This window comes from Paenibacillus sp. J5C2022 (assembly GCF_025567625.1).
Lineage (GTDB): Bacteria > Bacillota > Bacilli > Paenibacillales > Paenibacillaceae > Pristimantibacillus.
The window spans coordinates 26,782-47,134 of the sequence record NZ_JAOQJC010000042.1 but is presented as its reverse complement, the minus strand read 5'-3'; the positions used below and the strand labels follow the sequence as shown (position 1 = coordinate 47,134).

Annotated in this window: 14 protein-coding genes; 2 read left to right on the top strand and 12 right to left on the bottom strand. The window is 52.6% G+C overall.

Annotated features, from left to right (window positions below; all coding sequences use genetic code 11):
• Positions 1-22: 22 nt before the first annotated feature.
• The 4 genes from M6D81_RS25565 to M6D81_RS25550 form a co-directional block, all read right to left on the bottom strand.
• The gene (locus M6D81_RS25565; protein ID WP_262680004.1) at positions 23-1,219 is read right to left on the bottom strand and encodes a glycoside hydrolase family 88 protein; all 1,197 of its coding nucleotides are present in this window, start codon (positions 1,217-1,219) and stop codon (positions 23-25) included.
• Positions 1,220-1,267: 48 nt separating this feature from the next.
• On the bottom strand, positions 1,268-2,923 hold the full coding sequence (locus M6D81_RS25560) for a type 2 periplasmic-binding domain-containing protein (RefSeq protein WP_262680003.1): 1,656 nt from the start codon (positions 2,921-2,923) through the stop codon (positions 1,268-1,270).
• Between the two features lie 76 nt (positions 2,924-2,999).
• The gene (locus M6D81_RS25555; protein ID WP_262680002.1) at positions 3,000-3,887 is read right to left on the bottom strand and encodes a carbohydrate ABC transporter permease; all 888 of its coding nucleotides are present in this window, start codon (positions 3,885-3,887) and stop codon (positions 3,000-3,002) included.
• Between the two features lie 19 nt (positions 3,888-3,906).
• A complete protein-coding gene (locus tag M6D81_RS25550; protein ID WP_262680023.1) occupies positions 3,907-4,845 on the bottom strand; it encodes an ABC transporter permease in 939 nt (312 codons plus the stop codon).
• 271 nt (positions 4,846-5,116) lie between these two features.
• On the opposite strand from M6D81_RS25550, the gene M6D81_RS25545 reads away from it, so the two are divergent.
• Positions 5,117-7,384, top strand: a complete 2,268-nt coding sequence (locus M6D81_RS25545; RefSeq protein WP_262680001.1) for a helix-turn-helix domain-containing protein — start codon at positions 5,117-5,119, stop codon at positions 7,382-7,384.
• Between the two features lie 17 nt (positions 7,385-7,401).
• On the opposite strand, the gene M6D81_RS25540 is transcribed toward M6D81_RS25545, so the two are convergent.
• The 8 genes from M6D81_RS25540 to M6D81_RS25505 form a co-directional block, all read right to left on the bottom strand.
• The gene (locus tag M6D81_RS25540) at positions 7,402-8,541 is read right to left on the bottom strand and encodes a toxic anion resistance protein (protein WP_262680000.1); all 1,140 of its coding nucleotides are present in this window, start codon (positions 8,539-8,541) and stop codon (positions 7,402-7,404) included.
• 31 nt (positions 8,542-8,572) lie between these two features.
• Positions 8,573-10,270 (bottom strand): vWA domain-containing protein, encoded by a 1,698-nt coding sequence (locus tag M6D81_RS25535; protein ID WP_262679999.1) that lies wholly within the window; start codon positions 10,268-10,270, stop codon positions 8,573-8,575.
• A gap of 13 nt (positions 10,271-10,283) precedes the next feature.
• Positions 10,284-11,015, bottom strand: a complete 732-nt coding sequence (locus M6D81_RS25530; protein WP_262680022.1) for a hypothetical protein — start codon at positions 11,013-11,015, stop codon at positions 10,284-10,286.
• A 1,185-nt stretch (positions 11,016-12,200) separates the two neighbouring features.
• Positions 12,201-13,382 (bottom strand): response regulator, encoded by a 1,182-nt coding sequence (locus tag M6D81_RS25525; RefSeq protein WP_262679998.1) that lies wholly within the window; start codon positions 13,380-13,382, stop codon positions 12,201-12,203.
• On the bottom strand, positions 13,360-15,189 hold the full coding sequence (locus tag M6D81_RS25520) for a sensor histidine kinase (protein WP_262679997.1): 1,830 nt from the start codon (positions 15,187-15,189) through the stop codon (positions 13,360-13,362). Before M6D81_RS25520 ends, M6D81_RS25525 begins: the two co-directional genes overlap by 23 nt.
• Before the next feature lie 8 nt (positions 15,190-15,197).
• Complete coding sequence (locus M6D81_RS25515) at positions 15,198-16,085, bottom strand: carbohydrate ABC transporter permease (RefSeq protein WP_410795795.1); 888 nt, start codon at positions 16,083-16,085, stop codon at positions 15,198-15,200.
• Between the two features lie 16 nt (positions 16,086-16,101).
• Positions 16,102-16,995 carry a carbohydrate ABC transporter permease gene (locus tag M6D81_RS25510; RefSeq protein WP_262679996.1) on the bottom strand — a complete coding sequence of 298 codons (894 nt, stop codon included), beginning with the start codon at positions 16,993-16,995 and terminating at the stop codon, positions 16,102-16,104.
• Positions 16,996-17,068: 73 nt separating this feature from the next.
• Complete coding sequence (locus M6D81_RS25505; protein ID WP_410795794.1) at positions 17,069-18,430, bottom strand: extracellular solute-binding protein; 1,362 nt, start codon at positions 18,428-18,430, stop codon at positions 17,069-17,071.
• A gap of 197 nt (positions 18,431-18,627) precedes the next feature.
• Here M6D81_RS25505 and M6D81_RS25500 point away from each other — a divergent pair, with 197 nt between their 5' ends.
• Positions 18,628-20,154, top strand: a complete 1,527-nt coding sequence (locus M6D81_RS25500; RefSeq protein ID WP_262679995.1) for an alpha/beta hydrolase family protein — start codon at positions 18,628-18,630, stop codon at positions 20,152-20,154.
• Positions 20,155-20,353: the final 199 nt, after the last annotated feature.

The window sequence follows — 20,353 nt, the reverse complement described above, 5'->3', positions numbered from 1 at the left end:
TGCGTCAGGATATTCGCAAGATTTACCAGAATCTGTTGAATGAGCGAAGCACTCGCCACAGCGCCTCCATATAATAGTAATCTCCCCAAACGCACGGCTCATTGATGCCGTTGTCGATCCGATACGCGTAGACGCCGCCCTTCAGCAAGGCGTTGGAGCCGTCTTCCTTCGTAGTCAGATAATTCCTCGTCAAGGATTCCAGCATCTTCAGCGCCGCTCTCTCCAGAGTTTGCTTGTATTCGTCGTATATGGGGAGATGCGATGCCAGCTCCAGCATGCCGCAGATGGCAATGGCCGCCGCCGAAGTATCCCGCTGCGCATCATCTTCCGTATACGCCAAATCCCAGTTGGCGATCAGGTCGTCCGGCAGCCGATTCAGGTAATAATTCGTCAAGCATTGCGCCGCTTCCAGGAAGCGCCGATCCTTCGTATAGCTGTAAGACAATGCGAACCCGTACATGGCCCAAGCCTGTCCTCTGGACCAGCAGGCATCCCATCCGCCCTTGCCCTGCGAAGCTTCCGGATCGCAGGTTAGCTCGCCTGTCCGGACATCGGCATGCCCATGCTGCACGACGGCGCCGTTATCCTGCACAAGCGCAATCAGGCTGTTCTTGGCATGCTGGTAAGCCATCTCTTGCCAATCCTTGTTCCCCGTCTCTTCCGCAGCCCAATACCACAGAGGAATGTTCATAAGGCAGTCTACAATGAATATGCCGGTGAAGCGGTGCGACAGATCCGCCATATCTCCGCCGCGCTGAATAATGCCGGGAACGGGCCTGTACAATCGGGCGAGCCGATTCGCGGCTCCAATGGCTGTATCCCTGGCTGTCGTATCACCGGTCAGCTTATAATCCGCCACGCAGGATGGCGTATACAGGAACCCGATATCATGGTGCTGCAGAACGACGTCTTGCTCCAGCCGTTTCTTGAAGGACTCACTATGAATTCGGCCCGACCGCAGGAATTGCTCATCCTCTGTCAGCGCATAAGCGGTCCAGATCATACCGCTCCAGAATCCGTTCGTCCAATCCACATTGTCCTCAGGCCAGTAATTATTGTTCTTGCCGGCAGGGGATAAGAACTGGTCGGTATACTCGCCCAGATTCCCCCTCACCTTCTCAACACTGTAAGCAAGCGCTTCATCGAACAAGGCGCGCTCAGGCATCTTCATCGCTGCCCAATCCTTGTTCAAAGGCTCGCATACGATAGATCGATTCAAGTTAAGCACCTCGCATTTTTAGGGTAACCGTTAATTTAGTCGCTCCAATTAATCGGCGGCATTCTGCCGATCGAGCGCTTGCTGGTAAATCTCGATATAGCGGCTCATTCCCATATCGTTCAGCTTCTTCAAGTACGCATCCCAATCCTTCTCGACGCCGCCGTTGACAATCCATTGGGCCAGCATGCTGTCCGAATACGAGATGATGTCCTTGCCCACTGTAGCGATCTCCTGAGATTCTTCAGCGCTTAGGAACACTTGCGGATACACCTCCTCCGGGAAGTAATCCAGGTACAGCTTGTCGTATTCCGCCTTCTCCGCCGCAACCGCAGTCGCATCGCTCAGGCGCTTCGAATTGCTTTCTGTCATGAACACGATTCGCGATTGATTGCCCGGCGTATTCGTGCTTTCCACTGGATTCGTGAAGTCCAGATGACGCAGCAGCTTCACTTTGTTGTCGCTCGTCTTCTCTAGATAGTCGCCAAATCGCCCTGAATTGGCCATCTGCATTTGAATATCGTCGCTAAGGAGATGATCTGCCCATCGGATGAGAAGCTCTTTGTTTTGTGCTGCATTCGTAATGACGAATGAACCGCGGTTCGACAAGCCGCTCTTGATCTTGCGCCACTGCCGGTCGCCGCTCGGCCCTGCCAGCGGTCCGATCGCGATGTAATCGCCCATCTCTTCCGGCTGATTGACCCATGCTGTGCTGCGCCAGCCCTGGAATACGCCGACGATACGGGGAACCGTCTTCACCTTGGCGCCGAAGCTTCTGCTGTCCTGGGTAAACACTTCTTTATCGATCAGGCCTTCGGAGTACAGCTTATGCAGATAGGCGGCCGCCTCCTTCAGCTCCGGCTTCGCATAGGTGTAGACGGCCTTGCCGTCCTCCAGTCCGATATGCGTCTTGAAATCGGTATCCATGACGCCGAAAGTGCCCAGAATATCGACGAAGTAGCCGAAGTCCTTGCTCACGGCGTAAGGAATCTCGTCCGCTTTCCCGTTGCCGTTGAGATCGTTGTCCTTGAACGCTTTCAGCATTTCCTCGAATTGCTCGGTCGTTGTCGGCGGTTCCATTCCCACCGCTTCCAACCAGCTCTTATTGACGAATAGCGGCGCATCCACCTTCGGTAGCTGCCAGTCGTCATTGAAGGAAGGAATCGCGTAAATATGACCGTCGGGCGCCGTAATTTGCTGCTTCAGCTCCGGATATTCCTGGAACGCCTTCTTCAGATTAGGCGCGTGCTCTTCAATCAGATCCTCCAGCGGAACAATTGGCCCGCTCGCGCCGTAATTCAAAAGCTCCACATCCGTCAGGATGCCATTCCCGACATAGGCCTCCGGCAGCTCGTTGCTTGCGAATGCCAGTCCCTTCTTCTCAGGCCATTGGCTCTTGTTGACATCCTGGAAGTCGATATGCACATTCGTCTGCTCCTCAATCTCTTGCCACAGCACAACATCCTTGCTGGCCGGAGCCCCGTCCACGACAACCGTCCCGATTTTGAGCGTCACCGGCTCATTGGACAGCGGTAGCGTTCCCGCTTCAGGCAATGTACTTGCCGACGGATTTGCGCTTTCATTCGCCTTCTGACCGGCATTCGCTCCGTTTTGCCCCCCGTTTTGCACACCGTTTTGACCGCCCGAACAGCCTGCCAGCAACACAAGCAGGGCAATCGATGCGACTCCCATTCCTGTTTTGTTCATGTGTGATCCTCCTGTATTATGCTATTCGCTTAAGAAACCTTGTCTTTATATAATAAGACGCCGTTTCGAGAAGCCGCTAGGCTTTAACCGAGCCAATCATTACGCCTTTCACAAAGTACCTCTGCACGAACGGATAAACGACCAGAAGAGGAATCGTTGTAATAATAATTAGCGCGTATTTCATCTGCTCGATTTCATTTTGCTGACGGACCAGATCCTCTGTGCCCGTCACCAGATCCGCTTGCACCGTGCTTTGAATCAATATGCCCCGCAGGACAAGCTGCAGCGAGAATAAATTAGAATCATTCAAATACACCAATGAGGTGAAGAAATCATTCCAATGCTCTACCCCGTAATAAAGGAACAGCACCGCAAGAATAGAGCCCGACAGCGGCAAAATAATGCGGAAAAAGTAAGTAAAGTGGTTGCAGCCATCGATTTGCGCCGCTTCATAGAGCTCTTCGGGTATCGAGCCTTGAATGAAGGTACGGGCGATGATGACATTAAATATACTGACGGCGTTGACCAGAATCACTGCCAGCCATGAATTGTAGAGCCCAAGGCTCTTCACGAGCAGGAAGGTCGGGATTAAACCGCCGCTGAAAAACATGGGAACCAGCAAGTAAAACGTCAGCAATCGCTTGCCGTAGAACCGCTTGCGGCTTAATGTATAAGCGATGCCCATCGTCAGGAAAACATTGAGAATCGTGCCGACAATCGTGTAGAATACCGTATTCCGATAACCGATCCACACCTGCGTATAAGCGAATACTCTCTCGTAGCCGCTCATCATAAATCCTTTCGGCCAAAAGCTTAACGCTCCGCTATTCACATAAGTGGGGTCCGATACGGAAGCGATGATGATAAAATAAAGCGGATACAGTATGATGACCACAATAACCGACAACAGGGCGTAGTTCATCCAGTCGAAATATCGATCTTCCGATATATATTTCTTATTCATTGCGTGACCAGCCTTTCTCCTACCATAAGCTTGAGTTCGATACGCGGCGAGCGAAGTAATTGACGCCGAACAAGAGCACAATATTGATCAAGGCATTAAATAACCCGACAGCCGTCGAGAAGCTGTATTGCGCATGAATCAATCCCACTTTGTAAATATAAGTGGAGATAATCTCCTGAGAAGCTTCCGTCAGCGGATTTTGCATCAAGTAGACTTTATGAAATCCTACATTCAACAATTGTCCCACATTCAGAATGAGCAAAATGATCGCCGTCGGCATAATGCCGGGAATATCGATATGAAGGATCTGCTTCCACTTGCTGGCGCCGTCCACCTTGGCCGCTTCATACAATTCCGGACTGATGGAAGCCAGTGCAGCCAGGTAGATAATGCTGGACCACCCCATATTCTGCCATATACCCGACAGAACATAGATCGTTTTAAAGTAAGCGGGTTCGCCCATGAACAGAATCGCTTCTCCCCCGAATGCCATAATCAAATGATTGATGAAGCCGGATCGCGGCGAGAGGAATAACGTAACCATCCCAACGAGTACAACGATAGAAATAAAGTGAGGCGCGTAGGTGACGGTCTGGACAATCGATTTGAATCGTTTGTTTCGGGTCTGGTTCAGCAGGAGCGCCAGTACAATAGGAACGGGAAAACCTGCGATCAGTTGATATAAGCTGAGACCGATCGTATTTTTAATTAGCGGCCAAAACTGGTATAGGTTGAAAAACCGCTCAAAGTGCTGAAAACCGGCCCATGGACTGCCCAGTATGCCTTGCAGCGGATTGTAATGCTTCAAGGCGATCGTGACGCCGTACATCGGAATATAGTGAAAAATAAATAAATAGGCAACGGCTGGAAGAGCCAATAGATAGAGCTGATAATCGCGAATCATCTTTCTCCAGGGTGATGCCTTTACGATAACGGGGCCGGCTTTTCTCCGTATCATAGTCATGTCTGTATGTGCCACATGCACTGCCTCCTTTTATGCTCTGCTGTCATGCCATTAACAATACTAGAAGCGCTTACATGATGTATATATGCACTTCCCCCCCGGAGTACACACCCTCACTTTCGCTGCAACGACGCCGTTTCCCGGGCTTTTCAGTCAATCGATATGCATTTCATCGCAATATGCACTTTTATCATTTGGCGCTGCAGCTTCACTAAGAATGCTATAATAACACGAGAGATAGCAGCATCAAGAGGGGGATCACGCATTGCAAAAACAGAGAACCGTGAGGACCGACAGTTTATTTGTCAAACATCTTGTTTCCTATATTGCCATCTTGCTTGTCCCGTTTCTGATTTTGGGAGGACTCATCTATTTCTACTTTATCAACATTATCAAGCAGGATATTCTGGCAGCCAACCTAACGCAGCTGGAACGAACGCAGGATGATATAGATGATAAGGTGCGGCAAATTCGGATCATTACGAATCAACTATCTATCAACCAGCATTTAAAGCCGTTCTTGTTTCTCGATGATCCATTGCATTCCACCGTTGTTGTGGAGGAATTGAAAGAATATAAAATCACCCATGATTTTATAGCCGATATTTTGCTGTATCATCGCAGCGACGACTACATCTACACATCTACCGGCTCCAATTCGCTACCCATGCTTCTTGCGAGCATTTATCGTTATGAGAATTGGTCTCTTAAAGATTTCACAGAGGCAGTGAATACGATTGCCAAACCGGAAGTCCGGACTATGGATATGGTGTACAGCAATGACAATGCGGAGCCGGTCAAATACGTGACTTTTCTATCTCCGTTGTCGTATAACGGATTCAAGGCTACCCGAACCGTTCTGTTCCTCGTTCCCGAACAAGCCTTCCATAGTGTGCTTGCCACTTCGATGCAGCATTACAATGGAAATACGGCTGTATTTGATGAGCAGGGCAACATTGTAAGCGCTTTATCAAATGCTTCATACCTTCATTCCGATCAATTTCGCCAAGCGCTTCAGCAATCCGCATCCGGCACGAACAGAACCTTGACGCTGGACGGGAGAGACTATCTGTTCTCTTACCTGAAGTCTGAAGATACACGTTGGACTTATATGACCCTTGTACCCGTAAGTGAGGTTATGCAGAGAATTACGTCATTAAAGCTGCTGTTTATTTTTGTATTGTGCTCCATTCTTGTCATTGGCGGAGCGATCATCTATTACTTGATGGGAATGAATTACCGCCCTATTCGCCGCCTGAAGCAATATGCCGATGGGATATGGAGCGATCACACGCCGAGAAGCAATGAGCTGGAAAGCGTTCAGCATGCGATTGCCTATTTGAACAATCAGAATACGGAGCTTCATGCCAGAATTGAGGATGGGGCAGTAGCGGCGAAGGAGTACTTTCTGTTCCAGGTATTGAAGGGAAAGTTCGGAACGCTGGAGCAATTGCGAGATAGCGCGAAGGAAATCAATCTAACGATCACAAAGCCATGGCTTCGCGCCGTCGTCTTTCAACTGGGTTACAATGGAATGCCGGATATCGACGCCGTATTGACTGCTATCGAACAAGCGCTGCCTGATGAGCTTGAAGGATACGCCAGAGATCACACGGATCAAAATAAACTCGTATTGGTGCTGGCAAGCGAAGAAAGAGAAGAGGCTCGCCTGAGCGACATCTTCTCCGGTATTCAGGAGCAATTGCTGGAACGCTTCCAGCTTCACACCACCGTCGGCATAGGCACTGCCTACAGGGACGTTCCTCTCATTCCCCGATCTTACATAGAAGGCATGTCCGCCGTTGACTACAGGCTGGTCAAAGGGACGGGGCGCGTCATCTTTTGGCGGGAGTGCGCATCGGACGCGGTCAATCTCGACGCGTACCCGCAGCTTGCCGCCGAGAAGCTCAAGCTGTATATTCGGCAAGGCGATATCGATGAGATCGAGCGGGTGCTGCAATCGATCATTCACTTTCTCAAGCATGAACGCCCGTCCCTGTTCATCGTCAAGCTGATCGGATTCGAAATGATAAGCGCCGTCATACAGACGATCAAGGAGTTGAATAAACAGCAATACCACCTCCCATTGGATTATCCCGATGTATTCCTCCTTGCGGAATATGAATCGGTCGAAGAGCTTGTGGAGACGGTCAAGCAATTAAGCCGGGATATTAGCGAGTCGCTCGAAAAAATAAAAAGGGGCCATAACGGCACCCTTCTGGACAATATACTCGGTTATATTCAAGAGCATTATATGGACTTCGACTATTCGGTCCAGCAAGTGGCGGATCACTTCCACATGTCGCAAGCCAGTCTGAGCCAGCTGTTCAAAGAACAGACCGGCACCAGCCTGCTGGAATATGAAATCCAGCTGAAGCTTGATAAAGCCAAGCAATTGCTGGTTACCAGCAAGCTTCCGCTTAAGGATATCGCAACTGAAGTCGGCTATTTCAACGTAAACAGCTTCATCCGAAGATTCAAGCAATCGATCGGAATCACGCCGGGCGAATACAGAAAACAGCATCAGCTGTGAGGGGGTTGCGACGCAAGCTATAGCTCCAGCCGCTGCCCCTTCTCCAGCCGCTGGATCTGCTCTTCTCCGGCATCGGCCAGCTCCCGGAACTGATGGATCGTATCGCGCATGCGGGGAAGCGCCTCCTGCTTGTAAGTGCTGATCGAGTCAAGCGCGGACATGACATCCGTGAACGCTTGCTTCAGCGTCTCGACAGAGATGCTGGTCTCCAGCGACTGCTTGTGGATAGCCGCCCCCTGATCCTTCAGCATTCTGGAGGTGCTGCTGATCAGATTGTCCGTCGTCTGGTTCAGCATCTCGATCTTCTTCAATACAATGCGCTGGTTATACAGCGCGCTGGCTACGGTGACCGCAATGCGAAGCGCGGATACTGTGACGTTCCTTGCTCTGTCCACCCCTCTAATGAGCTCCTTGTTATTGCGCATGACCACCTCGATCGCCATAATTCCCTGCTGGTTGACTACCTGCATCTGCTGCAGGTCCATGACGCGCTGTCTGAGCGGGAACAGCACCTCTTCCGTAATGAACCGGATTCGATCCTCCGATTCCTGACGCAGCTTGGCCGCCTCGACCTGCGCTTCGATCTCCGTATCCATGATAGAGCCGAGCCGCACCTCCTTCTCCAGCTTCTTCGTCAGCTCCCTGAGCGCCTGCTGCTCGAATTCCAGCGTCGTATTGTCGTTCTTCAAGACGGACTTCCCCTTCTCCAGAGAGACGATAATATCGGTAATGACGGAATCGGCCTTCTGATACTTGGCGAAGTATCTGCGCATCGGGTTGAACAGCTTGCCCAGCAGGCCGCTCTTGGCGAAGTCAATGACGCTGGGGTCCAGATCCTTCAGCTGAATATTCAGCTCTGTCAAATCCTTGGCGACCTGCCCGCCTTCATCGCCCGCCTTCGACAAGTTGCCTACGGACACTTGCAGAAGCGAGTTTTTATCGGAGGAGGAACGCAGCGTGCCCATGCCGAAGCTGTCGATCGACTGCAGCACAGACTTCCGCTTCTCCAGCGATTCCATATCCAAGTCCAATATCGCCGCCACGTTGCTCTGCGCCAGCTCTCTCAGCTGCGACACTTCCTCCGGCTCCGGCTGCACCTGCTCGGCAATCGCCGACCTGATCTTCTCCTGGCTTGCCACTTCCATTGTGAACGTCATCTGTACCCCTCCTTATAATCGTGACAGACCGTTACATCTGCACGTTGAGAAGATTGCCGATCTTGTACACGACATCTTCCGTGTCGGCATTGATGCTGGCCGCCTCATTAATGCTGGAAATACTCTGCAGCGCTTGTATATTGGCGTTGTAGCCGATCGTATAGACCGGAATGCGATACGCTTCGATCAGATCCCGGATGTCGTTCAAGGAATGTCCTTCGTTCGTCTCCCCGTCGCTCAGGACGAATATAAGCGGCTTGACGTCGGGGTTAACCGCCATCTCCTCCTGCAGCATCTTCATGGCGACGACGATCCCGTCGAATGTAGCCGTTCCCCCTCCAGCTTGCAGACTGTTAATCGCGCCGACGAACATGGACTGCTGATTCGTATCGTACTTCCCGATCGGCAGATTGATCGTCACATCGTTGGCATAAGAGACGAATCCGATGCTGTTGTCGCGGCCCAGATACTTCTGTCCCGTCAACAGCGACTGCTTCAGCCGATGGAGCGGCTCGCCGTCCATACTGCCAGACACATCGGCCACGAATACGGCGACGACCGGCTTGTTCCCGTTCTTCTTCTCCTTCCAGAGCTTCTGCGCAGCCGACAGTGTATTGCCGTCAACCGTCTCCAGCTCCGCCATATACTCTTCGTGTCCGTTGAAGCCCATCTCTTCCGCTTTCCGCTGGTAGGCGTCTTCGGCTGCGAACGCGGCGAAGGCGGAAATAATGTCCAGCTTCTCCTGCGGCAAGTCGCCAAGCGCATAGAGCGGACTGTCGTGACGTACGCCGAACGGCGTGAATACATAGCCCCCCTGCATATCCGCAGCGTTCACGTAAGACTGATACTCCATGACGAAGGCATCCAGCATGCCCGTCTTCGCCGCATCTCTCATCTGGAGCGTCGTGGAAGCGATGAACGGCACATTCGCCTGGAATTTCTCGAAGCCTTGCACGGCTTGCTCTCCCAGCAGATTGGAGCTGTCGAATGTGGCCAGCGCCGTCACCAGGAAGTTCAAGCCTGTCGAGCTGGCGAACGGGTCCGTATAGCCCATAGCAAGCTCATTGGCCGCAATTGCATCCGTAATTGTCTTTACATTCAGAGAGCCGTATTTATCAACCAGTTCATCGTATTTCGCTTTCTTCGTCACTACCCCTGTCACATTGCCGACAAGCCGCTTCGTCACCAGCTCGGTCTTCACCCCCTGTGCTTTCACCATCTCCCCCCAATATTCGTTGGAAGGCGAGAAGGCGTCCGGCACATACTTGCCCGACCTTATGTAATCTGTAGCGGTACCGGAGGCGATGCTGCGTATTTTGACAGAAGCGGTGTTGCCGTTCACCTCAATGCCGGCCTGGTTGAAAACTTGCGCCACTTCATTCAGCCAGCCGTCGGTCCCTGTTCCGGACTTCTCCGTGGAAGAGAAGATTTCCACATAGCTGTTCGTCGAAGACTCTACCGTGACAGGAAATTTTGATATGTCCGGCAATGAATCGCCGACGGATACGGGATCGATATCGATCTGCCCTTTTATCGTCGCCGCATTGGACACCTGTATGTTCTTATATAGCTTATTCAATTGGTTATCCGCATTTTCCACTGTAATTTCTGTTTTGGATTTCCCCAAGTCGGACGTCAAGCTGATGCCGACATACACAAGACCGAACACAACGACTGCGATCAGCAGCATTGTGATGAACGTTTTCCCTGATTTCCCTCTGCTGGCCATTCCCATCTCCCTTTCATGCCTGATAATATTTCGTCTGCTTGATTAGTGCGTCAATCTCCTTCATGCATGCCATATTCTCGACATCCCGATAATCCATGCTGTCCAGCCGCGCGATCTCAAGCAGCAGCTTGTCGAGCTTCAGCAGGATGCTCTCATTCGCATCCAGGTAGCCGGATACCGCCGACATATAGGAAGCATAGAGCTCCCGTTTCTCATGCAGAAGCTTGCTCGAGAAGCGATTGGGCAACTCCCCGCTCGCAAGCCTGGAGAACTCCGAAGCATCGAATACGCCCAATTTGTTCAGCATGCTTCTGCAGTTGGCATAGAACAGCTTCTCCACTTCCGCAATGACAGCGGTGAACTTCCTATAGCTAAGCTCTTGCGGCTGGAAGCGCTGGCTCAGCACCTCCATCAAGGCCCCCTTCTTCCTCACGATCCGTTCCAATTGATCCAATGCCAGCACGATCTCCTTCGCCAACGGCTTGACATCTCTGTAGCGCTCCAGCGCGGCCGCATAGTCCTCATGCGACTGAATATGCTGTACTGGCACGATAGCGGTTGGCTTCGTCAGCACGTAGCTGCCATATAGAAGGACAATCAGGCTCATAATGAGTACAGTCGCAGCGAAAGCGGTCTCAATAGCGCTGTCCCCGCCTATTCGCAGCCCCAGCAGTCCCGGCGACAGTACGATGACATTCATAATCGTTATGCCGACGACCAATCCCGCCAGTTTCAGCCATTTCATGGCACCCACCCGTACACACCTCCTTCGCTATGACTTAACCTATTTTCGAATTTCAAGGGGTATGCTCTCTTGTGCCAAGTTTTCCTTGACAACATTCCTATCGGTCATTACAGCCCATTCGGATAGCTCTCATTAGAGCAGTCATACCGTCAACTACCCTAAGTTAATACGCAGCACACCTGGCATTTGTTCCAAAAACAAGGTATACCTTGGACTATTCTACACGTTATGACAAATATCCTGCTACTTATCCTGCATCAAGCTATGCGCTATGTTCTGCTGCCGACTAACCAGCTACTCCCGTCGCTCCAAGCTATGTGCCATCCCCTTCAGCCGCCGCTTAACCAGTTACTCTCCTCCCTCAGGCTGATGCGCTATCCTTCTTTTCGGCCCCTATCGCGCTGCATGTCGGCACGAAAAAGAGCCTCGCAATTGATGCAATTGCAAAGGCTCCCTTCCAACTATTGTCTATTCCATTTCGTGCACGCAATTGAAACTAAAGGCTCGCACTCAAGGAGGTGTTCGATATTTCATACAAACCACCTCACCTCAGCACTCGATCCAACTCTTTTGTACGATTTTTCGTACAACTCCACTGCCTGCCGGTGCATATTTGCCAGATTTGTACGATTTTCCATACAAATCACCCGCCCCAGACGCTCGATCCAACTTTTTTGTACGATTTTTCGTACAACTCCACTGCCTGCCGGTGCATATCTGCCACGTTTGTACGATTTTCCATACAAACCACCTCACCTCAGCACTCGATCCAACTCTTTTGTACGATTTTTCGTACAACTCCACTGCCTGCCGGTGCATATCTGCCACGTTTGTACGATTTTTCATACAAACCACCCGCTCCAGACGCTCGATCCAACTCTTTTGTACGATTTTTCGTACAACTTCACTGCCTGCCGGTGCATATCTGCCACGTTTGTACGATTTTTCATACAAACCACCCGCTCCAGACGCTCGATCCGTCACTTTTGTACGATTTTTCGTACAACTCCACTGCCTGCCGGTGCATATTTGCCACGATTGTACGATTTTTCATACAAACCACCCGCTCCAGACGCTCGACCCAACTCTTTTGTACGATTTTTCGTACAATCGCACCACCGCCGAGACGCACCCGCGAAGCCTCGAACTACCAGCGTGAGCTTGGCACACTCTACACTCTACACGCTATTCCGGCTGACTGCACGACATATTCCGCTGGCGGAACTCCGATGGCGTGCAGCCGCTCTTCTTGCGGAATACTTGCGAGAAATGCCGCACATCGGGGTAGCCGACCCGCTCCGCGATGTCGCTGATCTTCAGCTCCGTTCCCCACAGCATCTCCATCGCACGCTCCAGTCGCAGCCCGGTCACATATTCCTTGAATCCGCCGCCGGTCTTCTGCTTGAACAATTGACTCAGATAGACCGGATTCAGGTAGACGACAGCGGCTACCTTCTCCAGCGTCAACTCCGACGAGAAGCGGGCGTGAATATATTGCAGCGCCACCTCCACCGCCTTCTCCCCGCCGCTGGCGCAATGGTCGTAGACACCGGACTCGGACGTCTTGAGCATATGACTGACTTGCCGCGGCACAGCGGATAGATCCGTCATCCGTTCCGTATGCAGCACTTGAAATGGAATCTTCAAATACCGCTTCAGATGCGCGCGCAACCGCTCGATAAGCGAACGCATGCCCCCTTCCTCCCGCAGCGTCACCAGACCGAGCAAGCTCCTGGCATACACATTGGCGACGAAGCCTTCACCGGCTTGATCAATCAATTCCGACAGCACATTGTCCACAATGAAATGCTCCAGCGTAAGATCGGCATCGCTATCCATGCGCACCATTATTAATTGAAAGTGAGGGTGGCTGCCGACGATGGACGTCAGATCGATACCGCCCAGATCCAGACCGGAGGCCAGACGGGCGAATACGGCGCTGCGCAGCACATGCAAATTCCGGCTCAGCAGCTGCGCTTCCTTATCCCGTTCATGGGCCTGCTCAATCTCCGCTGCGAGCTCGCTGATCTTCCCAATCAGGATGTCTCTGCCAATCGGCTTCAACAAGTAATCTCTCGCTCCTAACCGAACCGCTTCTTGCGCATAAGCAAATTCGGAATGGGCGGATATCACAACCCACTGAATATGCGAATGACGCTTCAACGAAAGCTCGATCAGCTCCAGCCCGGTCATGCCGGGCATAAGCACGTCGGTAAGCACCAGATCCATCGGCCACCGCTGAAGCAGCTCTGCCGCTTCTTCCACATCCGCAGCCATATAGATGGCGTAATGGGGAAAGTAGCGGCGTATCGTCCGTTCAATGCCCGTGCGTATGACCTCTTCGTCATCTACCACAAGAATGTTCATTCCAGCCGCCTCCCTCTCCGCCCGGCATCGGGAACGAGGCTGCAACCGCGGTGCCTTGCCCGCATACGCTTGTTATATGCAAGCCGTAGCCGTTCCCATACATTAACCTTATTCTGCGGTGCACATTCAGCAATCCGATGCCGCGGCGCAACCTCGGTTCTTCACTTGCGGCTCCCGGCTCCTGCATGTCTTCCAGCGCATCCCGCAACCGATGGAGCGTCTCTTCCTCCATGCCGACTCCATCATCCTCTACAACGATCTCCAGCTTCCCCGCCGCCTGACGGGAATATACACGGAGCCGCCCCTCCCGCTGCTGCCGCTTCGAGGGCTCAAGCCCGTATTTCACCGCATTCTCAACGATCGGCTGCAAGATCATTTTGGGCACCTCCAAATCCAGCCAGCGCTCCTCCACCTCAATGGAAGTACGAATACGGCCGGCCATCCTCGTCTCAATGATTGCGAAGTAATGCCTGAATTGCTCCAGCTCGTTGCACAGCTTCGCACGCGAAGCATCTTCCCAATCGCTGCTGTACCTGAACATGCTGGACAGAGCCAGGATGACCCTGCCGAGCCGATCATTCTCCCGCTCGTCCAGCATCCAATAGATCATATCGAGCGTATTGAACAGGAAGTGGGGGTTGACTTGCGCTTGCAGCGCCTGCAGCTGAGCGTTCTTCTCGCTGATGGAAGCCAGCTTCGTCCGTTCGATCAGCTCATCCATCTGCCGGACCATGCGGTTGAAGGAACCTACCAGCACGTTAATCTCATAATAGGAACGAACCTGCACCTCTCCCTTGAAGTTGCCAAGCTCCACCCGCTTCATCTGCCCGATCAGCCGCTTGAAGGGCGAAGAGAACGAACGCGACACAAGCGTCGCAAGCACGGTGGATGCCACGATTAACAGAAGCGACAGCGTCAGCAGAAATTGCTGCGTCTCCTTCAGCTCCAGCTGCAGCTCCCGGTTCGGGGTAATGCCGATCATCGTCCAGTCCGCCAGTCCGATTCTCGCCGCCGTCATCATGGCATCCGCCGTCTCCCGTACGATAATCCGGTTGCCGACTAGCTCCGCTTCAGGCCAATTCCCGGCAAGCTCCAAGGAAGCGTTCGATGCGGACAGTGTGCTCAGCATATCCGTTCCGGCGGCATCTCGGATAATCACTTCGCTGCCAGGTCCCAGACTGGCATTGGACAGCGCCGACAGCATCGCTTCGGCATCCGTCTCGATCAAGACGACGCCGATCGTCTTCAAGGTGTCGAGATCGAATAGCTGACGGCCGAATGCGAAAACAGGCTGGTTTATTCCCTCGCTAAGCAGCGATTCCGGGAATACGCCCAACCATTTCATCTCGCCTGTCGATGCCTTCAACTCCGCGAACCAGGCCGTCCGGGCATAATCCCTGACGGAAGCGCCGAACGACTTCTCGAAGCTGAACACCTTGTCTTTATTCGTAAGAATGTGGATACCTACAATATCTTTCCTGGAATAATAGACGGCACCGATCACGTCCGTAATGCGCTTCTCCAGTTGAACCGCTTCCACTGGTTCCGCTCCTCCGTATTGCTGCAGCATTCGCACCAATTCGTTGTTGCTGTTAAGCGCTCTTGTGACGCTGTCGTACCCTTGCAGCATCAGATCGAACAAGCCGACCGTCTGCGATATATTTTTCTCCGCCATCGCGCTCACCTTCTCCCTGATCTGGTCCGTGGCCCGGTTGTAATAGACGACCGTCACGACAAGCAGCAAGCCCAGCATGCTGAGCAGGAATATGGGGAATAAGCGACCATGGATGGAATCGAATCTGTTCATTGGAACCACTATCCTTTTACGGCTCCGGCGACCATACCTCTCGTAATTCTCTCTGCCAGCACGAAGTAGATGAGAATGACAGGCAATGCGCCAAGCACGAGAAATGCGCCGATCGCGCCGTAGTTGACCGAATATTGGCTGACGAAGCTGTATACGCCGAAGGGCAGCGTCTTCAGCCTCTCCGACGAGATGAAGGTGGCGGCCAATATATATTCGTTCCATATATTAATGAACGTCAGAATGCATACCGTAACGACCGGCGGCATCGATATCGGCAATACAATGCTGCGGAAAATCCGGAACACTCCCGCTCCGTCCATTATACCCGATTCCTCTATTTCATGCGGTATCGTTCGCATGAAGCCACTCAATATAAACAGGGCAACCGGGGTCTGGAACGCAATATAGGGCAAAATGAGCGAAGCATGTGTATTTAAAATATCGATTTTTTTGAACATGATCATAAGCGGCAGCAGCGTGCCTTGCATCGGAATCATCATGCCGAGCAAAAAAACGAGCAGGACATGCTGACCGTACTTCCAGCGAAATCTTGTAATGGCGAACGACGTTAAGGAAGCGAGCAATATAACGCCAGCCATCGTCACCGAGGTGACGAGCAAGCTGTTCATCAAATATCGCCAATAGTTGCCCCCTGCAATGGCGTCGGCATAATTCTGAACTTGCCATTGCGACGGCAAGGCGAAGAAGCTTCCCGACAATATCTCCTCATTCGTCTTAAAGGAATACAAGAACAGCCATATAAGCGGGTATAGCTGCGTAACGAGCAGCGTTCCCAGCAAGATGCTAATGAGGACTTTGGCCGGAGACAAGCTTCTGTTTCTTCTGTCTTTGGCAGGATGAACGGAGACAACGGTCATCGTCGCAGATCGGCTCACGCGAAGCTCCCCCTTCTTACGAGTACTTTTTGTCCAGACGATTGAACAGGAAATTGATCAGTACGGTCGCAGCCAGGCAGACAACGATCAGGAAGATGGCGATTGCGCTGCCATATCCGTACTTCTGGGACAGGAACGACATGTTGTACATATGACTGGCCAGCACTTCAGTCGAATGAGCGGGGCCGCCTCCGGTCATGACCATGATCAGATCGAAGGATTGCAGCGAGCCGATGAACGACAGCACGACGGAAATTTTGAAGATAGGGACGATCATCGGCAGCGTAATGTAGCGGTCTGCCTTATAGCCGTCGGCACCGTCAATCTTCGCCGCTTCGTATATATCGGAGGGTATATTCTGTATGCCTGTGAACTGAATGAGGATATGGTAGCCAAGATATTGCCACAGCGCGACCGCAATGATGGCGAATATCGCCAGGCGGGGCTCGCTCAGCCATGCGCGTGTCCAGTCCTCAAGTCCCAGCTTGATCAAGATCTGGTTCAGCATGCCCCCCATCGACGCCGGATTGTAGATCGTCTTCCACAGTTGGCCGATGACGACAACAGACAGAATAACAGGCAGAAAATAGCTGGAGACAAGAACGTTAGGCTTGCGCACATAACGGCTAATGAGTATGGCTACGAGCAGCGCAATCGGCAACTGGACCAGCATGGAGAAGCCCGCCAGCAAGAAGGTTCGTCCCACCGCCGGCCAGAACACATCGTCGCCGGTCAGCATTCTCCGGAAGTTGTCCAGTCCGACAAACGTCGATTTTCCGATGCCGTTCCAATCCAGCAGTCCGTTGTAGAAGGATACAACAATCGGGACGAACACGAGGGTGACGTACAGCAATAAGAGAGGCAGCACGAATGCCGCGATCGTCCACTTCGATACTTTCAGTACATTCAAGGCATTCATTCTCCTTCCAAGCTTTCCAGCCAAGGGAAGGGAGAGGTTCCTCTCCCTGGCCCTCAGATGCACATTAATTATTTTCGTCGTATGCCTTCTGATGCTCCTTGGCCACATCGGCCGCATCCTTCTTCGCGACGAACAGCTTCTGTATGCTGGACAGGTGCACTTGAGCCGTGCCCGGATTCATCGTGTTGTCGAACGCGATATCCCCGCCCTTCACTTCCTTGAACAAGCCAAGCACTTCCATGGCCATTCCGGAGTAGCCGGCAGCTGCGAAGTCCTCGTCAATATTTTGCGCCACGCCGACGGCGCCCTTCAGCTTGAACGCTTCCTTCGGATAATGCAGCATGAAGTAGTTCAGGAAGTCCAGCGTCTCTTCCAGATGCTTGCTGTGCTTGGATACCGCGAAGGCGCTGCCGGGAGCCAGCATGAATTCGTTCTCGCTCCCGTTGCCGTTCACAGTCGGGAACTTGAAGACGCCGATATTGTCATCCTTGTTGACTTCCGAGGTCTCAATTCCTCCGGTCGCCCACGTTCCCATGAAGTACATGGCCGCCTTGCCCGTCTTGAACAAGTTCTCGCCCGCATTATAATCGAACGAAGTGGCGCCCTCCTGGAATGCGTCTGCCTGCACGAGGGACTGGAAAGCGTCGACCGCTTCAAGGAAAGCGGGGTCCTGGAACGTCTTCTTGCCATCGACGATGTCTTGCAGGAAGCCCGGACCGCCATTCGTGCGAAGCAGTACGTTCATGAACAGGAAGGAACCCGTCCAGGAATCCTTCTCTCCGATGGCAATCGGCGTAATGCCGGCCGCTCTAATCGTCTTGGCCGTCTCTACCAATTCCTCGAAGGTCGCAGGCACTTCAGCGCCCGCCTGCTGGAACAGAGCTTTATTGTAATAGAAGATGGCGATGTTGTTGCCGTCAGGCAGCGCATAGAGATTCCCGTCGAACGTATAGTAATCCAGAATGCCCTCCTGGAACGTATCCCTCAGGCCGTTCTTCTCCACCATCTCGTTCAGCGGCGCGAACAGATCCGCTTCTACGAACGGCTTCATCTGCGCCGACGGATTGACGATCGTAATGTCCGGCACTTCCTTGGAAGCGGCCTGCGTCTTCAGCTTCAGCTTCTGCTGATCGGTATTGAGCGAGTCCAGCTCGATCTTCACGCCGGGATGCTCCGCTTCGTAATTGTCTACAATGGTGCGCAGCATCTGATGCTTCGGATCGGACGGGTCCGGATAAATATTCTGGAACGTAATCGTCACTTTCTCTTCGCCGGATGTCTTGTCATCGGTGCGCTCTTCGTCTGCAGGCTTGGATGACTGCTGATTGTTTGTCGAGTTGTTGCTGCCTCCGCCGCATGCCGTCAGTCCGAGAGCCAATGCGGCAGCCATGCCGCCGAGCAGCCACTTTCTACTATTCATCGCCATTTCCTCTCCCCCTCGAATGGATATGAACTCATTATGCCTATGTTGTTGCTCTCCAACAATCCAGTTTTTTAGGAAGTGATGTTTACTTTTTATAGGAGACAGCGGCAGCAGTAAGAAACAAGTAAGAATTGCGACATAAAAAAGATAATCCTCCCTACTAAAATGGCATTAACACATCAATGGGAGGATGATTCAACATGAGAATATTCGAATGGCTGCTGCTCGCCAGCAATATCGGTTATCTGGCGTTCCTGCTGACCGCAAAGCACAACCGCCGTCTCCACCTGCTAATTGCGGGCGGTGTGAGCGCCCTGCTGCTTGTCCTGCATGTAACGCTGGAAGGGTACCGCATTCACCTTATCGTGCCTTACTTGTTCACCATAATCGCCGTCACGATGGCGACGATGGACTATATGACAGGGAAAGAGCGGCGACGATTGTCCAAGATGCTGACGATTCCCTTCTACACCATCGTCTCGCTTCTGCTGCTCAAGACCGGTCTGCTGCTGTATGCCTTCCCGGTCGTGAAGATGCCCGAGCCTACTGGGCAATATGCGATTGGGACAGAGCAATTCCACTGGATCGACGAAGCGCGCGAAGAGACGTTCGATGACCAGCCAGAGGGCAATCGGGAGCTGATCGTCCAGCTGTGGTATCCTGCGGAGCGGACAAGCGGGCAGCCCGAGCTCTTCTTCCCGGACATGGCCCGGATGTCAGAGAGCGAGCAGATTGCAGAGATGCTGGGCGGCCTGAAGGGACCCGTAGAGGCGTTCGGCGACTATCTGAAATATATTCCAAGCCACTCCTATGCAGGTGCGGAGATTGCCGGCGATCAGGAAGCTTACCCCGTCATCGTTCTTAATCACGGATTCGGCACGACCCGGCAATTCCATGTGTCGCAAGCGGAGGAGCTGGCCAGCCAAGGCTATATTGTCGCTTCAATTGACCATACGTATAGCACATTCGCGACCTTCTTCCCGGATGGCAGAGTAACGACGAACACGACCTCCAAGCTGGGCTTCGAAATCGAGACACTGGATGCGATCGGCAAAGTATGGACGGAGGATGTGGCGTTCGTGCTGGATCAATTGGAGAAGCTTCAGTCCGGCGAGATAGCAGGCGAAGCAGCGGGCAAGCTGGCGCTGGACCGGATCGGCGTATTCGGCCACTCCTTCGGCGGCGCTACCGCTTACGATTCGGCATTCGATGCCAGAATCAAAGCCTCCATCAACATGGACGGTCCGCTGTTCAGGAAGCGCGGGGAAGCGGCACTAGGCAAGCCGTTCATGTTCATGCTATCCGATGAAGTCTATCAGAATCAGAAGAAGCTCGTGGAACAGAATACGTTCACCGACGAAGAGCTGGACAAGTTGGGGGCTACCCGAGAGGAGTTCGAGTCGCATCAAGCGGAGTTCGAGCAGGATCTGGCGCATCTGAAGCAGCTCGCGCAGAACGGAGCGTCCATCTTGTATGTGGAGGATACGAAGCACTACAATTTCTCTGACGCTCAGTTCATCTCTCCAGTGCTGAAGTATATCGGCTTGAACGGGAATATCGATCCGAAGCGCTCCGACCGCATCGTGAAAGCATACATTCTCGACTTCTTCAATAAGCATCTGAAGGGAGATGGCGGCGAGCTGGCGGCGGGAGCTGACAGCAGCTATCCGGAAGTGAAGTTCGTGCCGGAGATGTATGCGGAATGGGAACCGGCTTCCCGGAAGTAAGCGAAAGGTAAGCGAAAGCCACCAGAAAAAGCCACCATCCCCTCTATCCGTTGCGGGGTTGGCGGCTTTCTGTTGCATTTGCGCTCGGCTATGCGCCGAACCTGTAAGACGATCACGGCCATCTGCGTATACCTAGATCAGGTACAGTGGCTCAGCTCAATTCTACAGGACGATCTCCTTGCAAGATGAGATGAGATTG